Genomic DNA, 18,148 nt, shown 5'->3' with positions numbered 1-18,148 from the left:
GATTGTGAGTAAAGTCATTAGTGAATCGAAGCGTTCCCTCAATCGTCATGTGGCGGTTGTCGGGGCGTTGGCCATTGCGCTGGTTTGCGGCATCGGCGGTTGGGCGGCGACAACGGAGCTTTCCAGCGCCGTCATCGGCGAAGGCGTTGTCATCGTCGATGGCGATGTCAAGAAGGTCCAGCATCTAACGGGCGGCATCGTCTCAGAACTTCTGGTCTCCGAAAACGACCATGTGTCGGCCGGACAGGTTTTGATACGGCTTGATGGAACGGCGACAAGAGCGCAGCTTTCGATTGTGGAGAGCACGCTTGCTCAGCTCTATGCGCGCCGTGCCCGGCTGAAGGCCGAGCGTATCGGCGCGGAATCGTTCGAAGTCGAAGAAAACCTCAGCGATCTGACGTCCAGCACCGCGGCACAGCAGCTGCTCGACGGCGAGCGGAAGTTGTTCGACAGCCGCAGGTCGGCGCTGATCGGGATGAAGAGCCAGCTGGCATCGCGCAAGGATCAACTCGCCGAGCAGATCAAAGGGTTGGTCGTTCAGATCAATGCCACCGCCGATTCCCTCGGCTTGATCGAACAGGAACTCGAAGCCGTCGATGTTCTCTACAAGAAGGGTCTGGTCACGCTTCAGCGTTTGAATACGCTCAAGCGCGCCCGCGCCGATCTTCAGGGTAACAGCGGTCAGGAAATCGCTGCAAAGGCGGAGGCCGAGGGCAAGGCGATCGAGATCGACCGACAATCGATTCAGCTGGATGAGGATCGTCGTTCGGAGATAGCAAAGGACCTGACCGATGTCGAAGCTCAGATCGCCGAAAACGAGGAGCGCCGCGGCACTGCGCTTGATCAACTCCGCCGTCTCGACATTACCGCACCGCTGAGCGGCCGCGTTCACGAATTGGCGGTTCACACCGTCAATGGCGTTATCGAAGCCGGCCAGACGTTGATGCTCGTTGTTCCCGAAAACGACGATCTTACAGTCCAGGCGAAGGTCGCCACCCGCGATATCGACCAGGTCCATGTCGGCCAATCCGTCGATGTACGTTTCAGCGCCTTTGATCAGCGCACGACGCCCGATGTGCAGGCCGTGATCACCTCGATTGCGCCTGATATCGTCAAGGATGAGCGGACAGGGCTCAGTTATTATCCGCTGCGCGTCAAGCCGGAGGCGCAAAGTATCGCGAAGCTGAAATCGATAAAACTCTATCCCGGCATGCCGGCCGAAGTCTTTATCAAGATCGCCGACCGGACCGTCATCTCTTATCTCACAAAGCCGCTGACCGATCAGATGCAGCACGTATTTCGTGAGGAATGATTGGCGTCTTCCCGACGCCGTTGCTGCATGGCGCGGCACGTCAGCGCAGTGCCGCCCCTGATTGGAGGCAAGGCTCGCGTCGCGTACTGAAACAGGCGTGAGAACCTATCTTCATGATAGTCTCAAGCCTGCCGCGGCGTGGCTGCGCGAAGGACTTTGACGGCCATTCCAAACGGATGTGCGGCGGGGTGACGTATAGCTCTCGCCGAGATATGGTTTCGTCATGATATGTTTGCAGCTTTGGCGAGCGGTGCCGACCGAGAGGCGACTGGCATGGTGTCTGGTTCTGTATCTGGCCAGCCTCATATTGGTTTCAATGACTGGGAAGAGTGATGCCGAGAACCTTCCGCCTGTGAAAATCGTGGCTTTCGGAACGTCCCTCACAGCACGCGGGGGATGGCAGCCCGGCCTTCAGACAAGGCTTGCCGCCTGCCTGCAGAGACCTGTAAGTGTCGAGAGCGTTGCAAAGAGCGGCGAGACCTCGACATGGGCTTTGACCCAGCTGGATCGCGTCCTTGCCGAGCAGCCCGATATCATTCTCATCGAACTCTACGCCAATGACGCGACATTGCACCGGTTCGTGTCGCTGGCGCAAAGCCGAAAAAATATTGGCGAGATTCTCGATCGGCTTCATCAACGGCTGCCGCGGGCGCGGATCATCCTCATGGCGATGAATCCGTTTTCAGGATTGCGCGGGCTGATCCGTCCTTTCGTCGACAGCTATATTTTGGTTCATCAGGCGGAGGCACAGAAACGGGGCCTGGAGTTTGTCGACCATAGGCCCGGTTGGGAGCGTCTGTCCCCGGACGATCTCGCCGCCGCGATTCCTGACGGCGCGCATCCGCGGCCCGAAGTCGCCTCGAAAATCATCGTACCCGAACTCGTCGGACACATAGCCGGCCCCGGTTGCGGAGAATGATTTCCCCTTTCTCGAGGGCCTGCGCGTGCCGCGGGGATCAACCTGCCGCGAGATAACCCTTCAAATAGTTGACCAGCGACGTCCGGCTGGTATCGGACGCGTCTTCATGAGAGGGGCTGTCCAGGTCCTGGAGAAGATAATCTTTGAGTTCCTCATCGCTCTGGGCGACATAGATGCCGGGCCGGCCGACGAGCTGGCTGACGGTGGCAAGCTGGTGGTCATTTCGGTGCTCGCCAAGGGCTGCCTTCCGCGGGACCAGAATGATCGGTTTGCCGAAGCGTTTGGCCGTGAGGACGGTGCCGATTCCTGCGTGGGAGACGATGACACTCGCATCGCGAAAGATCCCGTCGAAATCCGCGGGCTCGATATTCTTGATCCATTTCATGTTCTGTGGTGTGTAGGTGCCCTTGCCGATCTGCGCCAGAACCGGTCTGGTCAGGTCCTTGGCGAAGGTGTCGACGGCCTTGACGAGGCGATCAAACGGCAGCTGCGTTCCGACGGTGACGAGGATCAAAGGACAGCTCCTGCGTAATGGGGGCCATCCGGCCGCGAAAGATGTTCCCATTGCGTGAGCCAGAGCGTCGCGATATGGCCTGCCAATTTTCCCGACAAGGATAGTTTCTCGACATTGGCAACGCTGTCGATCCAGATCGTGCGTTTGCCTGTCATCTTGCCGGCTAGAAGACAAAAGAGCCCGGGCGCGGCACCCGTGGAAATGATGACGTCGGGCCTGTGCCTGATGACAATGGCGAAGGCGCTGAAAAAGCACCGGATCGACATGGTTATCGAGTCACGGCTGCAATCGGGAAGGACCAGCCCGTCTCGAATTTCGTATTTGGAGAGAAGCCCCGGGATGGTCGTTGCAAAAATGATATCGCAGCCTTCGAACGCGCTACGCATGGACATCAACTGTTCCCAGTGACCGCCTCCTGACGAAGCAGCGAGAACTTTCAGTTTTTTCTCAGCCATAGACAGGCATCTCCTATGTTTGACCGATGACGGGAGGGTTGGACCGTTCCACTGAAACCGTGGCTGTATCGCGGCAGTTCAATGGAATTCTAACATTAGTAACCAACACGTCGAAGCGCGGATTGTGTAAAACTCCTGGTTCGGGACAATCTTTCACCTGACATACTTATAAATCGGCCCCGCCATCGGTACTGCCTGAAGCGCCAACTTGGCAAGAATCGGCAATAACGTCCCGGCAAGCATCAATATAACGACCATAAAAGCAAACCACGGACCGTGATATGGCAGGATCTTCACATAGATACCCTTGGCTATTCCAATGAAGATCGTATTGAAAAGGTAGATCACCATCGAATTTTGACCGAACCAAAGGAGGATCTTGTCGTTTTCGAAAATCGGCAATTTGACGAGAGCATGCAGAAACGGAATTGACGCCGCTCCGCACAAAAGAAGCCAATAGGGGAAGCTCCGGCCGATATAAAGTGCGGCTGCGAAAACAACTAGCCAGAGGATGATATATCTGGAGAATATGTTGAGAGCGTATTCGGAATATTTGCAGCTCAGCATTCCAGCGGCGAAGAATACGAAATAGCTCAGAATTCGCGCGACATAAAACCTCTCCGAGGCGGGGATGAAAAAGATCGCCAGCGAGAAAAGGAAAAGAATGCCGATCTGCCGGCTGCTCAGCCGCCACAGGATCGGTGTCAGCACCGAATAGACGAAAAGCACGAGGAGATACCAGATCGAAATGGTCGGGTTGTTCGGGCTGTTCGAAATCACCGCCCATGGCCCCTGCCAAAAGCCGCTGACGCCGTCATCGACGTGAACGAACGTCTCGGCGATCTGCTTGCCGAAGACATTGATCAGGCACATGACGATAAAGGGGATCAGCAGCCGATCAAATCTCTTGGCGAAGAACTGGCTGAAGTTGCGATCAAGAGCATTATGCGCGCCTGTGAAAAAGAACACGAAGCCACTGAGATACATGAAGAACGGCATGTGGAAGGTGTAGATCGCGGATTTCGTCGCCTGGTACCATGCCTGCTCACCAAGCGTACCTTGCATGACAAGGTGGCCGTAGACGACCAGAAGGATGCCGAGGCCTTTGCCGCGTTCGATATCCAGCAGTTTTTCGCGTTCAACGCTGACCGCGGCTCTTTTCGATTCGGGCACGGCCATTGGGGCGCTGGTCATTGCCTATTCTCCTAAAGCGGGTTGTGGACGACGGGGGCTGCGCCGCCCGCCCGGTCCCTTTGAAAGAAGCCGCCGCCGACTTGGCGGGGGGACAACAGGTTCCGTTCTCATCGGTAAGACAGAGACGAGGACCGGCCACAGACCGATCGGTGCAAGCATCATTCCCGCTTCGGTCATCGCGCCGATCATGACGAGCAGGATCAGCGCAACCTCTTTGGCCTGAACGGTCTGAAGCTGATGGCTCCTGTAGACTGCGGCTATCTTCTTGAAAATTCGCGTCAGCAGGAAGGCGATCCAGCAAAGGAAGCCCGGAATACCGATGTTGAGGCAAATCTCGAGATATGTGTTGTGCAGGGAGCGCACGGTGTGTCCCAGACGGACATATTCCTCGACAATGTCCGCCTGTCGGAATGTGGCGAAGCCATAGCCGAAGATCGGCCGATCATAGATCAGTGGGATTACCTGCTCCCAGATATCGGATCGGCCCGATAGGGTCAGGTCCTTTCCGAACGCCTCGGCGACGGCCTGTGCGACGCCGAGATAGGCGATCGAGCCGGCGAAGCCGATCAGGAGGCAGAGGAATAAGACGATGAAAGCGCGGGCCATGCTGTGCCTGATATTCTCCATCATCTTCAGGCCGACGATCGTTGCAAGACCGATCGCCACCATGACGACCGCGGTCGACGACAAGGAGACCACGATAAGGACGAGGGTCAGCACGATTGCGATGGTTTTCAGCAAGCCGCTGTAGCGAAGCCGGGGGGAGGGCAGCCGATGGGAAATCAGCACGATAAAACAGATCGCACTGAACTGCCCCATTGTATTTTTGTGATAAAACAGTCCCTTCACCGCCCCCGCCAGCGAACCGCCCATGATGCCGAAACGCGGGAAAGCAGCGGTGTAAAGGATGTTTGCGAAGGCCGAGAAAATGGCAAAGTTGGCGAGGAGACGCAAGGTTTCCTCGTTGCCGTAGCGCAGTCGAAAGAGCAGGGGGCCAAGCGCAAGCAGACCGACGGCCGCGGCACCGCGCACAGATGCGCCGAAATCGAGCGAGCCGAAGAACGACACCACGATCGAAAAGATGACGATACCGACGAGCAGCGGAATGCCGCGGAAAAAGGCGAGGAAGCGGTTTGGCTCAAGGATGCCATAGAAGCCGATCAACGGGATCAGCGAATAGAGCATCAGCTTCTGCGGCAGCGGATCAACGCTTGCCCCGTCATCGAAATTCGATGGATAACCATACCACATGCCGGTTGCCCGCAGCAGGGCGACGTAGAAAATGCCCGTCAGGAGCAGGCGGACGAGCGTCTCCTTTTTGATGCCATGGCGTGGCCGCGCACGGACGGACGGCCGCAGGCCGATATCTCCGTCTCGAACATAGGTTGGGCCAAAACTCATGCGAGGGCGCTCCTGCAAATGATATCAGAGGGCGGCATTGGGTTTGTATTCCTGGTATGCATGTCCGAGGATCCCGTTGACCATGCCTGCGCCACGCAGGACATGGGTGAGTGCTCGCATGCCCCAATAGGGTGAAATCACGATCGCCGGCAGCATGGCCAGCCCAAGCATCACTCTCGTGGCGCCATAGGCCGCACGATAGAGCCGGCGCTTGAGGTTGCCGTGCAGGACCTCGCTGACGGCGAAAGTATTGCCGAGCCGGTATTGCCGCTGCAACACCCACTTCCAAGTCATTCGGCTGGCGGGAACGATATCATAGACGAGCGCCTTGTCAGCCCAGAAAACCTGCATGCCACGGCGAATCGCCTGGTTGAAGAAGAGATAGTCAGTGCCCCCGGTGAAGCGCATCTTCTCTTCGAAGCGCAGATTCCACGAGCGGATGAGGGGATAATCGAACATGACGTTGTTCGAAGCCGCATAGGAAATGCGCTGACCATCCTTGTTCTTCTTGCGCTCGAAAACCCTTGCCTTGATGAAATATTCCGGCGGGTTTTCGGGATAGACCGGCTGGACCGGCCCGTAGACGCAATCGGCGCGGTTTTTCTCCCGCGTCTCCAGCATCGCATCGAGCCAGCCATCGACGGGCCATTCGTCATCATCGAGAAAGCAGAAGAGGTCGGTGCCGGCAGGGGCTGAATCGAGCGCGCGATTGCGTGCAAAGGGTATGCCCTGGTTCGGCTCGACGACATAGATCAGATCATAGGCGCCCGTCTGGCCAAAGTCCTCGACGGTGGCTCTTGCGCTGCCGGCGGCATCATTATCGACGATCACCATCGTCAGATGGTAGGGACGGGCCGGATCCCTGGTCTGGCGTGTCATCACGTCGAGCAGCTTGGCGATCCCGTCCAGCCGCCGATAGGTCAGCACGCCGACGGCGATGTTCAACGGTGAGGCGCCTTGCCGATCAGATCTGACCGATGAAGGTGGAAAGGTGTCTTGCTGGTTCATGACTGTCCTCTCCGCAGCATATTTCCCAAACGCTTGCGCGCGGCCATCAAGGCCACTTCGTTAATGGCATCATCACCAAACGGACCGCCCGTCACCGTGTTGCGAGCCTCGCTCCTCAGCTTCAAGAGCGATGTCGTTTCGGCAATGCCGCCCGCCACAAGGCTCTTGCCGAGCGCATGCAGCCCATCATAGCGGCGTGCCAGTTCCAATCCTGTCGCGATCATGATCCTCGGGCGAAGGGTTTTTGCCCTGCTCGTGCCCGTATAGCGGTTGGAGGCATGAATGCGCTGAAAGGTCAGCGGCGTTTCGACGATGGCGCCGCGACCGAGATAGGCGGCCGCGAACTTGATGTAATTGTCGCTGAGGACGACGTCTTTCGCGACGGACATCGGCAGGATCTGGGACAGCAGTTCGCGGCGGAAGCTCAAGCCGGAGGTTGGCACCGGAAGCGAGGGGAAGCCGCCCTTGCGCAACGTGTCCCGCTTGTCGAACAGCGTCACCTGCAACTGAGCTGGAGGCTGGTCGCCTTCATGGGTCGTCACGCGGTCAAAGCACCAGTCGATCTCGTTGCGGTCGTAGATCTCGGCGACGCGCGCGAGTTTGCCCGGCAGAAACGCATCATCGGCATCGAGGAGAAATAGAATATCGCCGCTTGCGGCCGCAAAACCTGCATTGAAGCTTGATGCTTGGCCGCCATTTTCCTTAAATACGGGCAGGATCCGCTCGCCATAGGCGGCAAGGATCTCTCGGGAATCGTCGGTGGAGCCGTCGTCGACGACGATCACTTCGAAATCGGCATAGGCCTGCGACAGGACGCTGTCGATGCATGGGCGCAAATATTGGCCGTAATTGAAATTGTTGATGAGCACCGATAATTTCACCGCACGACCTCCTGCACCAGTCGACCAGAATGATTTCCTGCCGGTGCGTATCGGCGAAGTCCGGCGCGGTAGCCACGCATGTAGTAATACTTCCAGATGGCCCAGAAACGCTTCTTTGATCGCGGCAAAGGATAAAGAAGAGCTGCCCGAGCCGCCCAGTTGGCGCTTTCTATCCAGGTTCTCACGGGCACGCCCCCGATCCTTACGCCTTTGGGAATATCCTCGGCAAAGAGCGCCGGCATTCCATAGCCCAGACGTTCCCCGCGTTTCTGTACCCAGGCCTCCGTCACGCTGGAGGCTGGAATCCAATGATGAACAATCGCCTCGGCGCACCGATATGTTTTCACGCCGCTTCGGGATAGGCGGCTGACGATTTCGGTATCCTCTCCCATTGCGAAAAGACCTCCTGGAAGCGGACCGATGTCTTCACGGAATCGTACATTGCCGCCAAGCAGTTCACGACGCACGCTCGTGTTCGGACCCCAAATTTTTGTCGGGTCGCATGGGCCACTGGATTCCTCGTCGGCTATAGCGAAGGTTGATCCCATGGGAATCCAGTCCAGCAGCGGATCTCCATGGGGGTAATGCTCCCAATTCGGGAGAATGCGGCCGCCGATAACGCCATAATCCGGGTTCGCCTCTGCACATGCGGCAATCGAACTCAACCAGTTCACATCCGCCTCGATATCGTCGTCCGTAAAAACGATCAGCGCTCCTCGAGCGATTGCCAGGGCGGCGTTCATAGCTCCTGATTTGCCTGGACGGGCATGATTGACAACAATCATCGGAAGCTTCTTGGCATACTGATCGAGAAGCTGCTCTGTTTCGTCTTCACTGTTGTTGTTGACGGCAATCAGTTCCCATTGTTCAGCCGGAAGGTTTTGGTCCAGCATCGAATCCAGCATCTGTTGAAGCCGTCTACTAGCGCCGTTGAAGGACGAAAAGATGACACTAATTCTTGGATCCGTCATCAAATCCGCTCACCTCCTGAAGTGCGAAAATCCTGTGCCCCGCCGCCGTAGCTCGAGCACTTCCAGCCGATGCCGCGGTTTAATACAATCATCATTTGGTACTAACCTGAGAATAGATCGTTTTATTCGTCGCTGATCGCTGCTTGAGAAATTGGCGCAGGATGCCCTGTCTCACCGACTGCGCCCACAGCAATCTGAAGCGAACGCCGCTTAAGGGGAAACGCTTGACGGCGACGCTGGCCGGCGCCATCAGAAGCCATCTGAGGGCGCTTCCGACTGGCAGACCGGCGATTTTCGTTTTGCTCTCGAAGAGGTCCGGTCGAACGATCACCAGACCCATGCCATAGCGCTCGCCGCGCCGCAAAACCCAGCCTTCATCCAGGTAGCCCTGCCTTACAATGTGCCGAACCCGGGGATGCCGCGAATGAAAAGCCCTGGCGCCATTCTTCTCCAACCTCAGAGCGAAAGCGGTATCCTCACCCATCGGGAACTGGGCGACAGTGGCATCCGGACCGAGACCGTCGTGTACGATATAGCCGGGCCCTAAAATCGAGCGGCGGAAGGCCGAATTTGGCCCTGATATCAACGCGGCCGAAATCGGGCCCTCGGGAAGATCGTCGTTCAGCGCATAAAGAATTCCCAGATGCCCATACTGCATCAACCACGGTGCAGGCTTTTCCTCCCATTCGGGCGTGATCAGGCCGCCGAATATGGCGAATTGTGGCTGCTCATCTGCCAAGGCAAGAAACTGCTCGATCCAATCCGGCGCGGGAATGACGTCGTCATCGGTTAATATGACGAGTTCGCCCTCCAGATGGCGGAAGCCCAAAGTCAATGCATGCTGCTTGCCTTGTTTTGGCTCAAAGTAAACTTCCAGCGGAAGCCGCTCCTTATAGGAATTCAGGACTGCTGCAGTGTTGTCGCTGCTGTTGTTGTCGACCGCAACGATTTTCCATACTTCTTTCGGCAGGGTGGAGGCGCAGAGTGCGTCAAGCATCGTTGGCAGAGTCTTCTCTCCGTTATAAGTCGAGAAAAGTATTGTAACCTTGACTTTGCTCATTTACTGCTCCGGCTCCCGTTTCGGTCTGATCGCCTCCCAGTACGGACTCAGCTCACGCGTTACCGATGACTTGGGCCTGCGACAGAACGCTGTCGATGCATGGATGCAAATACTGCCACAAAATTACTGATGAGCACCGAGAGTTTCAGACTACTGCCTCCTGAGCAATCGATCACTGTGCCATCGTCTCAGGCACGTATCGACGAATTCCGGCGCGATAGCCGCGCATGTAATAATATTTCCAGATTGCCCAGAAGCGCTTCTTCGATTGCGGCAGGAGATAAAGCACTGCTGCTCGGAAAGCCCATTGCGCGCTTTCGATCCAGGTCGGAAGCGGAACCCCGCTTAACCTCACCCCCCCGGGCACCTCGTCGGGAAAGAGCGCCGGCATGCCGTAGCCAAGCCGCTCGCCTCTTTTCTGTACCCAATCTTCCGTTACGCTCGACGCCGGAATCCAGTGATGGACCACGGCCTCGGCGCATCGATAGGATTTGGCGCCATTGGCCGCCAGGCGAATGATGATTTCCGCATCTTCACCCATGGCAAAAATCTTCCCGGGAAGAGGCCCGATATCTTCGCGGTAACGCACGCTTGTTCCGAGCAGTTCGCGTCTGACGATGGTGTTCGGCCCCCAGACCTTTGTCGGATCACACGGTCCGCTTTGGGTTTCATCGACGATCGCAAAGGTGGATCCCATCGGAATCCACTGGATGAACTGATCTTTTGGCTCTTTCTCCCATTCAGGGACGATTCTGCCGCCGAAGACGCCATAACTCGGATGGGCTGCGGCGCAGTCGACGATCGCTTTCAGCCAGTTCGGTTCGGCGCGAACATCGTCATCCGTCAAGACGATGAGATCCCCCTTCACGAGATCCAGGGCCATATTCAGCGCGCCGGACTTTCCCGGCTTGTGCTGCTGCAGGATGGTGATGGGAAGCTTGTCGCTGTAGGATTTCAAAAGATCAAACGTGTCGTCATTGCTGTTGTTGTCGACAGCAATCAGTTCCCACTGATCATGGGGAAGCTCCTGGCGTACCAGGGAGTCCAAAGTATGGCGCAGCCGACGGCTGGCGCCGTTGTAAGATGAAAAGAGCACGCTGACGAGAAGATTCGCCATCTTCAACCAACCCTTTTGGTGAAATCGAACGAGAAAAGCCTCATAATTTAGTTGCCTTCGCTAATGCGCATTGGAGTGTCTTATGCAGGATTCGACCGCGCCCCGCCGAAGAATTCGCGCCGATAACCCTGGCCGAGAACCCTCAGCTTGCGAAAATTGCGCAACAAGCGTCGCGGCTTCAGAAGCACGCCGCGATTGAGAAAATACTGCCGCATCAGACTCGGCGCCCGGCTATGCGATCCGCCATGGGCGACCCGGTAGACCGCGCCCCGAAAGGGGAGTTTGGCCAGCGGTGCTCCGCGCTGGGCAAGAATGTCCGCAATGCGGACATGGCTGCCGAGCATCGACTTGATCCAGTCGAGCGATGCGTCCTCGAACCGCTGCGGCAATTCATAAAGATCGGCGCGAATGATCAGCGATGTCCCGCAGAGATGGCTGAAGTCATCATGACCAAGCAGGAAATTACCGCCATCGTCCCAGATGTAACCATGGTCGATCGTCCAGCCGTTCGCGTTCTGATTTTCGGAAGCATGCTGGACGATACGGGAACTGACGAAATCATCATCGTCGACAATCATGAAGAAGCGGCTGTCGGCCGCGGCCAGCATGCCGCTCAGGACGCGCCGACCCTTGTCGGCGCGGAACGCGTCGAGGAAGTCTTCCTTGCTGCCTTTGCCAAGCTCGTGCATGTCGTTCGGCGGAAAGGTCACGCGCACGGCGGAGAATTTCTCCGGCAGATCGGGCAGATCGGCGCCTTCGTTGGCCACGATGATGCCGCGCCAATCTCCATTGGTCTGGTTGGCGATGGAGGCCACGGTCTGGCTGAGATTTGCCTTCAGCTTGCTCCAATCGCGCGCGTTGTCCTGATGTCGGACCGGGATGATGAAGGTGACAAGTGGCATCGAATTCCCCCTCAAGCCCGCAGGCCCACAGCGTCTTTCTCAGCGACGCGCCCAGTGGCAGCCTGCTGACGCGCCCACTCGATCCCGTCGTCGAGCGAAGTCGCCTTGTAGGAAAGGTCGGTGCCGCCGGAGAAGGCATTCATGAAGCGGCGGATCTTTCCATAGCTGTTGTCCAGCACCGCATGCGGACGGCCAAGCAGCAGCGAGCAGATATGGACGTGCAGGCGATCGGTCACGATCGCGCGGGCGCGCGAAATCTGGCTGATGCCACGCTCGAAGCGGTTATGGGCCGCAGCGTCCAGCCTGCGCAAGGCAACCTCGCTCGGCTTCAATGCGAGATAAGCAGAGGCGACGCCCAATTTTTTGGCGATGTCCACTTTCCGTTTAGATTCAGTGATCCAGTCTTCCACAGGAATATCCGAAGGGATCTTGCGATCGGTGCCACCGACCCGTTCCGCATCCTCCCGCAACATGGCGAGGACCGGAATCTGCGTCGCCCTGTCCGGTAGCGCGCGGATGGCGAAGGCCATATCAGGGCACAGCCGCACGGTGCAGTCGAAGTGCTTTTCGGAAAACTCCTTCGATTCTTCATCGCGCACGAGCAGTACGAAATTCTTGTGGCGCCCGATGGCCTTCTTGGACTGCTCGATGCGCTCGGGCGAACTGTAGTGGATCGACTGCGGGAACTGGATGATCTGCCGATCCGGGAAACGTTCCATGACCATCTCGCGGAAGTCCTGGTGGGCCACCCAGATATCACCGAAATTGCCGCCGCCGTGAATGAAGATCGGGCCGGTGGGCACCCGCCGTTTCAGTTCGTCGGCGGAAAAATCGTGGAGCCTGGAAACATAGTCCGGGCGCTTGCCGAAGCGATCCCTGAGATAGGCCATCTCACCCAGCCAGATCGCCGAGTCGCCGCAATTGCGTATGTCGGGGAAATCGAGAATCGCAAGCGGTTCATCGCGCGAGACATAGTCCTTCAGGCAATCATGGATCATGCCATTGAGTTTTGCGATCAGCTCCGATCTGGATTGGCTGGTCATTCTGCCTCTCTTGTTGATGTTCGTTTAGCTTCAGGCCGACTTGGGTACGGCAATACGTTTTGCTTTTGACAGGAACTTGACAATGATGCGGTAAACTTCGGTTTCCGGGCCGTCAGGCTTCTTCATCGCAACCCAAAGAACGAAGCTCGATCCGGCATAGATGATACCGCCGGCGATGACCAGAACGGCCAAATGAAGGGCCAAGTGCAGCTTGTCGGTAGGCATGCTGAGAATATGCGACAATCCCCAGACGCCGGCGGCCATCAAGGCGACGCTGGTAAGCGCGCGGAAGTTGGCCGCAAGCTGCTGGAGGAACGGCAGGTTGATCAAGCGCTTGACGAGAAGCATGTTGACCACGGTGGAAATCAGGCCGGTTAACACACGCGCATAGACGACGCCCGGAAGCCCCCCCATCACGAGGCCGGCGATGATGATGGGAATGCGGACCACCAGCATCTGCGTGTCGCGGATGAACAACATCTTCGTATGACCCTTCGCCATGCCGAGCGGCTGGACGAGCGAGCCGAGGGTCTGAAGGGCAAAGACCGATGCGAGCGCCTGGACGATGAAGATGGCGGGGACCCACTTCTCTCCCAGGGCAAGCCGCATCATTGGCTCGGCCACTACGGCCATGCCGATGCCCGCCGGAAGCGCCACGGCTGCCAAAAGCGCCTGCGCACGCTGATAAGCGGCGATCAGCCGGACCGGATCGTTGCGGACCTTGGAGAAGCCCGGGTAGATCGTCTGGTTCAACGGCGCCGTCGCTTCGCGCGTCGGCAGCGTCGAGAGGGTGTTGCCCACCGTATAATGGCCGAGCTGTGTGGCGCCCAGCATCTTGCCGATCAGCAGATATTCGATACGCCAGTTCAGCGTGTTGACGATCTGTCCGGCCGTCAGCCACACCGAGAACGAAAACAGTTCCCGTGCATGCCGAAAGGTGACGCGCGGCCAGAACGGCAGAACGGTGTAGGAAACGATGATATTGGTCACCTGATAGGCGAGGGTGCCGATCACGAGCGCCCAATAGCTATGGTAGATGGCCGCAATTCCGACGGTGACGACAAATCCTACCAGCTTTTGCGATACGTTGAGAACGAACTCCTGCCAGAAGATCAGATCGCGCTGGAGCATGACACGACGGGGATTGGCGAGCCCGCTCAGGAGCAGACTGAAACTCAAGGCGAGCATGACGCTCGTCAGCCGAGGCTCGTTATAGAATTCGGCTATCGGAAAGGACGCGGCGGCAAACAGCAGCGCCAATATCGCGCTTCTCGTCACGCTTAAGGTCCAGACCGCGCTGAAGTGCGTTTCGCTGGGCGACTCGTGACGGATAAGGGCCTGATTGAGCGAGAGTTCGGTGACCGAACTCAGGATCACCTGGATCGTCGTTGCAATGGCGACGAGACCGAAATCGGCCGGCACCAGATACCAGGCGAGCACGAAGGTGCTGAGTGCGGAGAGCCCGTTGACGATGGCGCGGGAGAGACTCAGCCACATACTGCCCCGAATGAGGCGGTCGGTAACACTGCTCATGGGCGAACGGCTCCCGCGGTCTGGGCTCTTGCCCATCTGAGCGGGCTGCAGGCCCATCCGGAGTGCTTCCTGCCCTTGCGGGAGCGGAGAGCGTTGGCGGAATTAGAAAGCATCATGCCTTATTGCCTCGTCACGGGGTCTGCGACATCAAAGGGCGCTGGCCGTCTTCTTGGAAAAATCCTGCTTCAGTCGATCCAGCTCGACCAGCATTTTCTCGTGCGCTCTTACGATAGCCTCGTCGGAGCTGAGCTGTCCCGGCTTCTCAGCCACGCGCTGCAGCGTTTTGATCGTCGAGCCGAAGACATAGTTGCCGGTCAGCTGCCGGATGCGACGGTGGCGGAACGTGATGTTCTTCAACAGATATGTGTTCTTACGCACCAAAGATGCGCCGGCCTCGACGAGGTTGGACGGTCCGATCGGATCGAAATCGATCTCTAGGTCGAGCGCACTCGCCCAATCATACCACTTGGCGCGATTGCCCGGCGCAATCGGCCGGATCGCTCGCCACGGAACGCGCAGCGCATCGGAGATGATGCAGCCATGCATTGCCTCGGAGACGATCTTATGCGACGCGCTGATCTCGGTCAGAACTTTTTCCACCGACCAGCGCGGGTCGATATAGTGGATGCCGGCGAGATCGCAGACCTTGTCCCAGCTGCCATACATGGCGCTTTCATAATGCGGCATGAAGGAGACGGGATAACGCTTCTCAACGGTCTTTGCGTCCCAGCAGCTGCGCGTGAGGATGCCCGAATCGCCGATGGCGTAACTCGAGTCAATGCCGAGGATTTCGGCGGTCTTCTTTCCGCGCACGAAATAGAAGGTCCAATTGCCGTCGACTTTCGGCGGATTGGTGTAGCCGCCATAGCCCGAACCGAAAACGATCTTCTGCATGTTTGGATCGAAATTATCGTAGAGGATCGAGCCGATACCGAGAAACAGCTGGCTCTCATCGTCGTCGAAGAAGCCGGGCAGAAGACGTTCCCAGAGCCAATGGTTCAGCTCGTCGCCAAAATTCTCGTGTTTCCCACGATAGGCAAACATCTTCATCGTGCTTCTCCAGTCGGCAAGTGCGTCACGAGCTGCGTGACCGTTTCGTCCTCGCGGGCCATGCGTCCGTAACGCGAAATGATCTTGATGTCGCTGCGGATTATCTTTGCCGGGTTGCCGGCCACGAGCGAGCGCGGCGGCACGCTCTTGGTCACTACCGAGCCGGAGCCGATGACACATTCGTCACCGATCTCTACGCCGGGCAGGATGATGCTGCGGGCACCGATGAAGCAGCGTTTGCCGATCCTCGTGTGAAGGTAGAGCCCGCGTGTGAGGTCGTGGGTCAGGATGGCGGCTTCAAAGGCGACGTAGGTTTCGGCGCCGATATGCAATCCCTTCGGGTTGGTCTTGTCGAAGCGCACGCTCAGCGAAAAGCTTGCCGTGGGATCGATGTCCATGCCCCAGAATTTCGTATAATAGAGCCACTTGGCCTTAACGATCCCGTTCCGCAGCGGCCGAAATACGTTCAGTCCCCACTTCGGCTTCTTTCCTGTCTGCACCATCAAGTCCGACCCCGGCTGGAAAATTGGTCTAGTACGGAACTGTAATAGTCCTCTAGCATCCCCGTTTGACGACGTATGTCGAAGCGTTCGGCCACCAGAAGCGGTGCCCGCGCGCTGAAGGCTGTCCACAGGCCCCGGTCGTTGAGCAGTCTTCCGACCGCTTCCGCCATACCCGCGACATCCCGCTCCTCCACGAGATAACCAGTTTTCCCCTCTTCGATCGCTTCGCCCACGCCTCCCGAGCGGAATGCGACGACCGGAGTGCCGACGGCTTCGGCCTCCAGATTGGCGAGACCGAAGGCTTCCGCGTGACCATTGTCGAGGGTCACGCTGCCATGAAGATAGAGCTCCGCACTGGCGAGCAGATCCCTTATCTCTGTCTGCGACAGATTTTCATGGATCGTGACGCTTGGCAAGGAACGACGCGCCAAGGCTTCGATTTCATCCTTCAACGGTCCCTGTCCGACCATGACGAATTCAACCGGGGTGCCGGCGGCGGCCACGCGTGAAAGCGCATCGATCATGAAGCGATGGCCCTTATAGTCGACGAAACGGGCAATGGAAACCACCAGCCCCTTTTTTCGTGGACGCGGCTCCATTTTGAAGAGATCGAGATCGATGCCGATGTGATGGCGAAAGACGCGGTCGGCTCGGAAGCCGAGCGCCAGCAGCCGGTCTCGGATGAAATCCGAAACCGCGATGTTCCAGCTGTTCCAGCCTGCCATCTCGCTCCGGCCCTTGGCGAAAAAGCGCACCTGATTGAAGCCGCCCGGCTTTTTCGGATCGCCCCGATAGGTAGCGTCGAAGCCGTGAAACGTCGTGACGAGCGGCTTGCCGGCGGCCTGCGCCAAGGGGCCGATGACATAGCCGTTCTTGCCGAAATGCGCATGGACGAGATCGGCTTTGCCGATCGCGGGAAAGAGGAAAGGCAGGCCGATCTGCGGAATTTTCAGAAGCAGTTCACCGGCGCGCGCAACAGGAGACCGACGAATGTCATGAACCGGGACAGTCGATTTTTTTGTGTGGGCGGAAGAGATTCGCGAACCAGCAAGGATTTCAGCTTCGAAGGAACGAAATGCCACCGCCTGGTTGAGAACAAATGCCTGGCTGGCAGGCAAAAATTTTTCCACATAAATAACGGCTTTTCTCATGAATCTATTCGCGTCTCCGCTGTCTTGGCGATCACATTGCCTCTATTGCCCGCTTGATGCCGTCAATCGAACTTCTCGGATCGTTGTTTTCGTCGTAAAGATTAACGCGCTTCGTGCATGCCGCGCCGGGATGGGTGTCCTTCTCGTCAAGCTCGCCATATTTCTCCGACATGCCCCAAACCGTGGCGCCTTTCAAGTCACCACGTTCGGCAGCGACTGTGATCACGTCACCGAATATCTCGGCATAAGGGACCGGCGTGAAGCTCTGGTCGCGGTTGAGGAAGTGGCAGGACGCATCGAGTTCTGTGATGAAAACGCCGACACCCATATCCTTCAACGTTGCACAGAAGCGGCCCATCCTCTCCGGATCGATCCGGTCGAGACCGGGGCGGAAATGCGATTGCAGCCCGACGGCGCCGATCGGCGTCTTTCTGACGACGAGATCCTCGACAATCTTCAGGATGCGCGCACGCTTCTGTTCGAACACGTCGGATTTTTTCTCCAGATGCGTCTCATTGAGAACCAGCATTGCGTCGGGATCGGCTTCGTGTGCCATGTCGAAGCTCATTCGGATGTAGTCGTCGCCAAGATGGCGTCGGAAAACGCAATTCCGCAGATCCGGCGCATCATATTCCAACGGCTCATTCACCACATCCCAAGCATCGATCGACCTCTTATAGCGAGTGACAACCTGTTTTATATGACGGTTCATCGCCACGCGAATGGTCTCAGCGTCGGTGATAGCGGACACCCAATCGGGCGTGCGATACCAGACGAGCGTGTGTCCATAAACCCTCATGTTGTTTTTGCGTGCAAACGCAACGAGGCGATCGGCTGGGCCGAAGGAAAAGACGCCGGGTCTTTTCTCCGTTGCATTCCACTTGAGCTCGTTTCGCGGCGTTATCGAATTGACGTTGTCGATGTATAGCTGCGACGCGATCGGATTGTTGACATCCTCCGCATCGATCGCCGAACCGAATCGAAACGACTTTCCGTCGGCAAGGGCGCGCAGTCCGGCAGATGGCGGCACTTGCGCCAAAGTCTGACCCGCACGCGCATATAACAGGGCGAGCGGGACGGAGGCGAGGAAACGTCTTCTATTCATTCTTTCTCTCGCCGTTAGCTGGCGTTTCA

The 18,148-nt window shown here is 57.6% G+C and carries 18 protein-coding genes; 2 read left to right on the top strand and 16 right to left on the bottom strand.

The window, feature by feature from the left end:
- The first annotated feature begins 4 nt into the window (after nt 1–4).
- Nucleotides 5–1,312 carry an HlyD family type I secretion periplasmic adaptor subunit gene (locus J2J98_RS16295; RefSeq protein ID WP_138392894.1) on the top strand — a complete coding sequence of 436 codons (1,308 nt, stop codon included), beginning with the start codon at nt 5–7 and terminating at the stop codon, nt 1,310–1,312.
- A 223-nt stretch (nt 1,313–1,535) separates the two neighbouring features.
- Entirely contained in the window at nt 1,536–2,231 is a 696-nt protein-coding gene (locus J2J98_RS16290; protein WP_207601596.1) for an SGNH/GDSL hydrolase family protein, read from the top strand.
- Nucleotides 2,232–2,268: 37 nt separating this feature from the next.
- On the opposite strand, the gene J2J98_RS16285 is transcribed toward J2J98_RS16290, so the two are convergent.
- The 16 genes from J2J98_RS16285 to J2J98_RS16210 form a co-directional block, all read right to left on the bottom strand.
- Nucleotides 2,269–2,745: a glycosyltransferase gene (locus J2J98_RS16285; RefSeq protein ID WP_207601595.1), complete on the bottom strand. Its 477-nt coding sequence runs from the start codon at nt 2,743–2,745 to the stop codon at nt 2,269–2,271.
- A complete protein-coding gene (locus tag J2J98_RS16280) occupies nt 2,742–3,200 on the bottom strand; it encodes a glycosyltransferase family protein (RefSeq protein WP_207601594.1) in 459 nt (152 codons plus the stop codon). The genes J2J98_RS16285 and J2J98_RS16280 overlap by 4 nt, the downstream gene beginning before the upstream one ends.
- Before the next feature lie 153 nt (nt 3,201–3,353).
- Nucleotides 3,354–4,394 (bottom strand): acyltransferase family protein, encoded by a 1,041-nt coding sequence (locus J2J98_RS16275; RefSeq protein WP_207601593.1) that lies wholly within the window; start codon nt 4,392–4,394, stop codon nt 3,354–3,356.
- Between the two features lie 3 nt (nt 4,395–4,397).
- A complete protein-coding gene (locus J2J98_RS16270) occupies nt 4,398–5,795 on the bottom strand; it encodes an O-antigen ligase family protein (protein WP_064705918.1) in 1,398 nt (465 codons plus the stop codon).
- A 24-nt stretch (nt 5,796–5,819) separates the two neighbouring features.
- Entirely contained in the window at nt 5,820–6,803 is a 984-nt protein-coding gene (locus J2J98_RS16265) for a glycosyltransferase family A protein (RefSeq protein ID WP_207601592.1), read from the bottom strand.
- Nucleotides 6,800–7,684, bottom strand: a complete 885-nt coding sequence (locus tag J2J98_RS16260) for a glycosyltransferase family 2 protein (protein WP_207601591.1) — start codon at nt 7,682–7,684, stop codon at nt 6,800–6,802. The genes J2J98_RS16265 and J2J98_RS16260 overlap by 4 nt, the downstream gene beginning before the upstream one ends.
- Entirely contained in the window at nt 7,681–8,655 is a 975-nt protein-coding gene (locus J2J98_RS16255) for a glycosyltransferase family 2 protein (protein WP_207603152.1), read from the bottom strand. Before J2J98_RS16255 ends, J2J98_RS16260 begins: the two co-directional genes overlap by 4 nt.
- A 91-nt stretch (nt 8,656–8,746) precedes the next feature.
- Nucleotides 8,747–9,715 (bottom strand): glycosyltransferase, encoded by a 969-nt coding sequence (locus J2J98_RS16250; protein WP_138392901.1) that lies wholly within the window; start codon nt 9,713–9,715, stop codon nt 8,747–8,749.
- 172 nt (nt 9,716–9,887) lie between these two features.
- The gene (locus J2J98_RS16245) at nt 9,888–10,832 is read right to left on the bottom strand and encodes a glycosyltransferase family 2 protein (RefSeq protein ID WP_207601590.1); all 945 of its coding nucleotides are present in this window, start codon (nt 10,830–10,832) and stop codon (nt 9,888–9,890) included.
- Between the two features lie 80 nt (nt 10,833–10,912).
- Nucleotides 10,913–11,734: a hypothetical protein gene (locus tag J2J98_RS16240; RefSeq protein ID WP_064705912.1), complete on the bottom strand. Its 822-nt coding sequence runs from the start codon at nt 11,732–11,734 to the stop codon at nt 10,913–10,915.
- Nucleotides 11,735–11,745: 11 nt separating this feature from the next.
- Nucleotides 11,746–12,777, bottom strand: a complete 1,032-nt coding sequence (locus tag J2J98_RS16235; RefSeq protein ID WP_207601589.1) for a polysaccharide pyruvyl transferase family protein — start codon at nt 12,775–12,777, stop codon at nt 11,746–11,748.
- A 30-nt stretch (nt 12,778–12,807) separates the two neighbouring features.
- Entirely contained in the window at nt 12,808–14,310 is a 1,503-nt protein-coding gene (locus J2J98_RS16230) for a lipopolysaccharide biosynthesis protein (protein ID WP_207601588.1), read from the bottom strand.
- 147 nt (nt 14,311–14,457) lie between these two features.
- On the bottom strand, nt 14,458–15,360 hold the full coding sequence (gene pssM, locus J2J98_RS16225) for an exopolysaccharide glucosyl ketal-pyruvate-transferase (protein WP_064705910.1): 903 nt from the start codon (nt 15,358–15,360) through the stop codon (nt 14,458–14,460).
- The gene (locus J2J98_RS16220; protein ID WP_020922035.1) at nt 15,357–15,863 is read right to left on the bottom strand and encodes an acyltransferase; all 507 of its coding nucleotides are present in this window, start codon (nt 15,861–15,863) and stop codon (nt 15,357–15,359) included. The genes pssM and J2J98_RS16220 overlap by 4 nt, the downstream gene beginning before the upstream one ends.
- A complete protein-coding gene (locus tag J2J98_RS16215) occupies nt 15,863–17,014 on the bottom strand; it encodes a glycosyltransferase (protein ID WP_064705909.1) in 1,152 nt (383 codons plus the stop codon). Before J2J98_RS16215 ends, J2J98_RS16220 begins: the two co-directional genes overlap by 1 nt.
- Before the next feature lie 31 nt (nt 17,015–17,045).
- Complete coding sequence (locus tag J2J98_RS16210) at nt 17,046–18,119, bottom strand: endo-1,4-beta-xylanase (RefSeq protein ID WP_207601587.1); 1,074 nt, start codon at nt 18,117–18,119, stop codon at nt 17,046–17,048.
- Nucleotides 18,120–18,148: the final 29 nt, after the last annotated feature.

This window comes from Rhizobium bangladeshense (genome assembly GCF_017357245.1).
Classification (GTDB): Bacteria; Pseudomonadota; Alphaproteobacteria; order Rhizobiales; family Rhizobiaceae; genus Rhizobium; species Rhizobium bangladeshense.
This window is presented reverse-complemented; position numbering and strand designations above follow the sequence as displayed.

Excerpts from the sequence above, each read along its gene's own strand:
- J2J98_RS16240 (WP_064705912.1), bottom strand. The coding sequence starts at position 11,734 with ATGCCACTTGTCACCTTCATCATCCCGGTCCGACATCAGGACAACGCG.
- J2J98_RS16235 (WP_207601589.1), bottom strand. The coding sequence starts at position 12,777 with ATGACCAGCCAATCCAGATCGGAGCTGATCGCAAAACTCAATGGCATG.
- J2J98_RS16250 (WP_138392901.1), bottom strand. The coding sequence starts at position 9,715 with ATGAGCAAAGTCAAGGTTACAATACTTTTCTCGACTTATAACGGAGAG.
- pssM (WP_064705910.1), bottom strand. The coding sequence starts at position 15,360 with ATGAAGATGTTTGCCTATCGTGGGAAACACGAGAATTTTGGCGACGAG.
- J2J98_RS16230 (WP_207601588.1), bottom strand. The coding sequence starts at position 14,310 with ATGAGCAGTGTTACCGACCGCCTCATTCGGGGCAGTATGTGGCTGAGT.
- J2J98_RS16290 (WP_207601596.1), top strand. The coding sequence starts at position 1,536 with ATGATATGTTTGCAGCTTTGGCGAGCGGTGCCGACCGAGAGGCGACTG.
- J2J98_RS16210 (WP_207601587.1), bottom strand. The coding sequence starts at position 18,119 with ATGAATAGAAGACGTTTCCTCGCCTCCGTCCCGCTCGCCCTGTTATAT.
- J2J98_RS16265 (WP_207601592.1), bottom strand. The coding sequence starts at position 6,803 with ATGAACCAGCAAGACACCTTTCCACCTTCATCGGTCAGATCTGATCGG.
- J2J98_RS16220 (WP_020922035.1), bottom strand. The coding sequence starts at position 15,863 with ATGGTGCAGACAGGAAAGAAGCCGAAGTGGGGACTGAACGTATTTCGG.
- J2J98_RS16280 (WP_207601594.1), bottom strand. The coding sequence starts at position 3,200 with ATGGCTGAGAAAAAACTGAAAGTTCTCGCTGCTTCGTCAGGAGGCGGT.
- J2J98_RS16215 (WP_064705909.1), bottom strand. The coding sequence starts at position 17,014 with ATGAGAAAAGCCGTTATTTATGTGGAAAAATTTTTGCCTGCCAGCCAG.
- J2J98_RS16275 (WP_207601593.1), bottom strand. The coding sequence starts at position 4,394 with ATGACCAGCGCCCCAATGGCCGTGCCCGAATCGAAAAGAGCCGCGGTC.
- J2J98_RS16255 (WP_207603152.1), bottom strand. The coding sequence starts at position 8,655 with ATGACGGATCCAAGAATTAGTGTCATCTTTTCGTCCTTCAACGGCGCT.
- J2J98_RS16245 (WP_207601590.1), bottom strand. The coding sequence starts at position 10,832 with ATGGCGAATCTTCTCGTCAGCGTGCTCTTTTCATCTTACAACGGCGCC.
- J2J98_RS16270 (WP_064705918.1), bottom strand. The coding sequence starts at position 5,795 with ATGAGTTTTGGCCCAACCTATGTTCGAGACGGAGATATCGGCCTGCGG.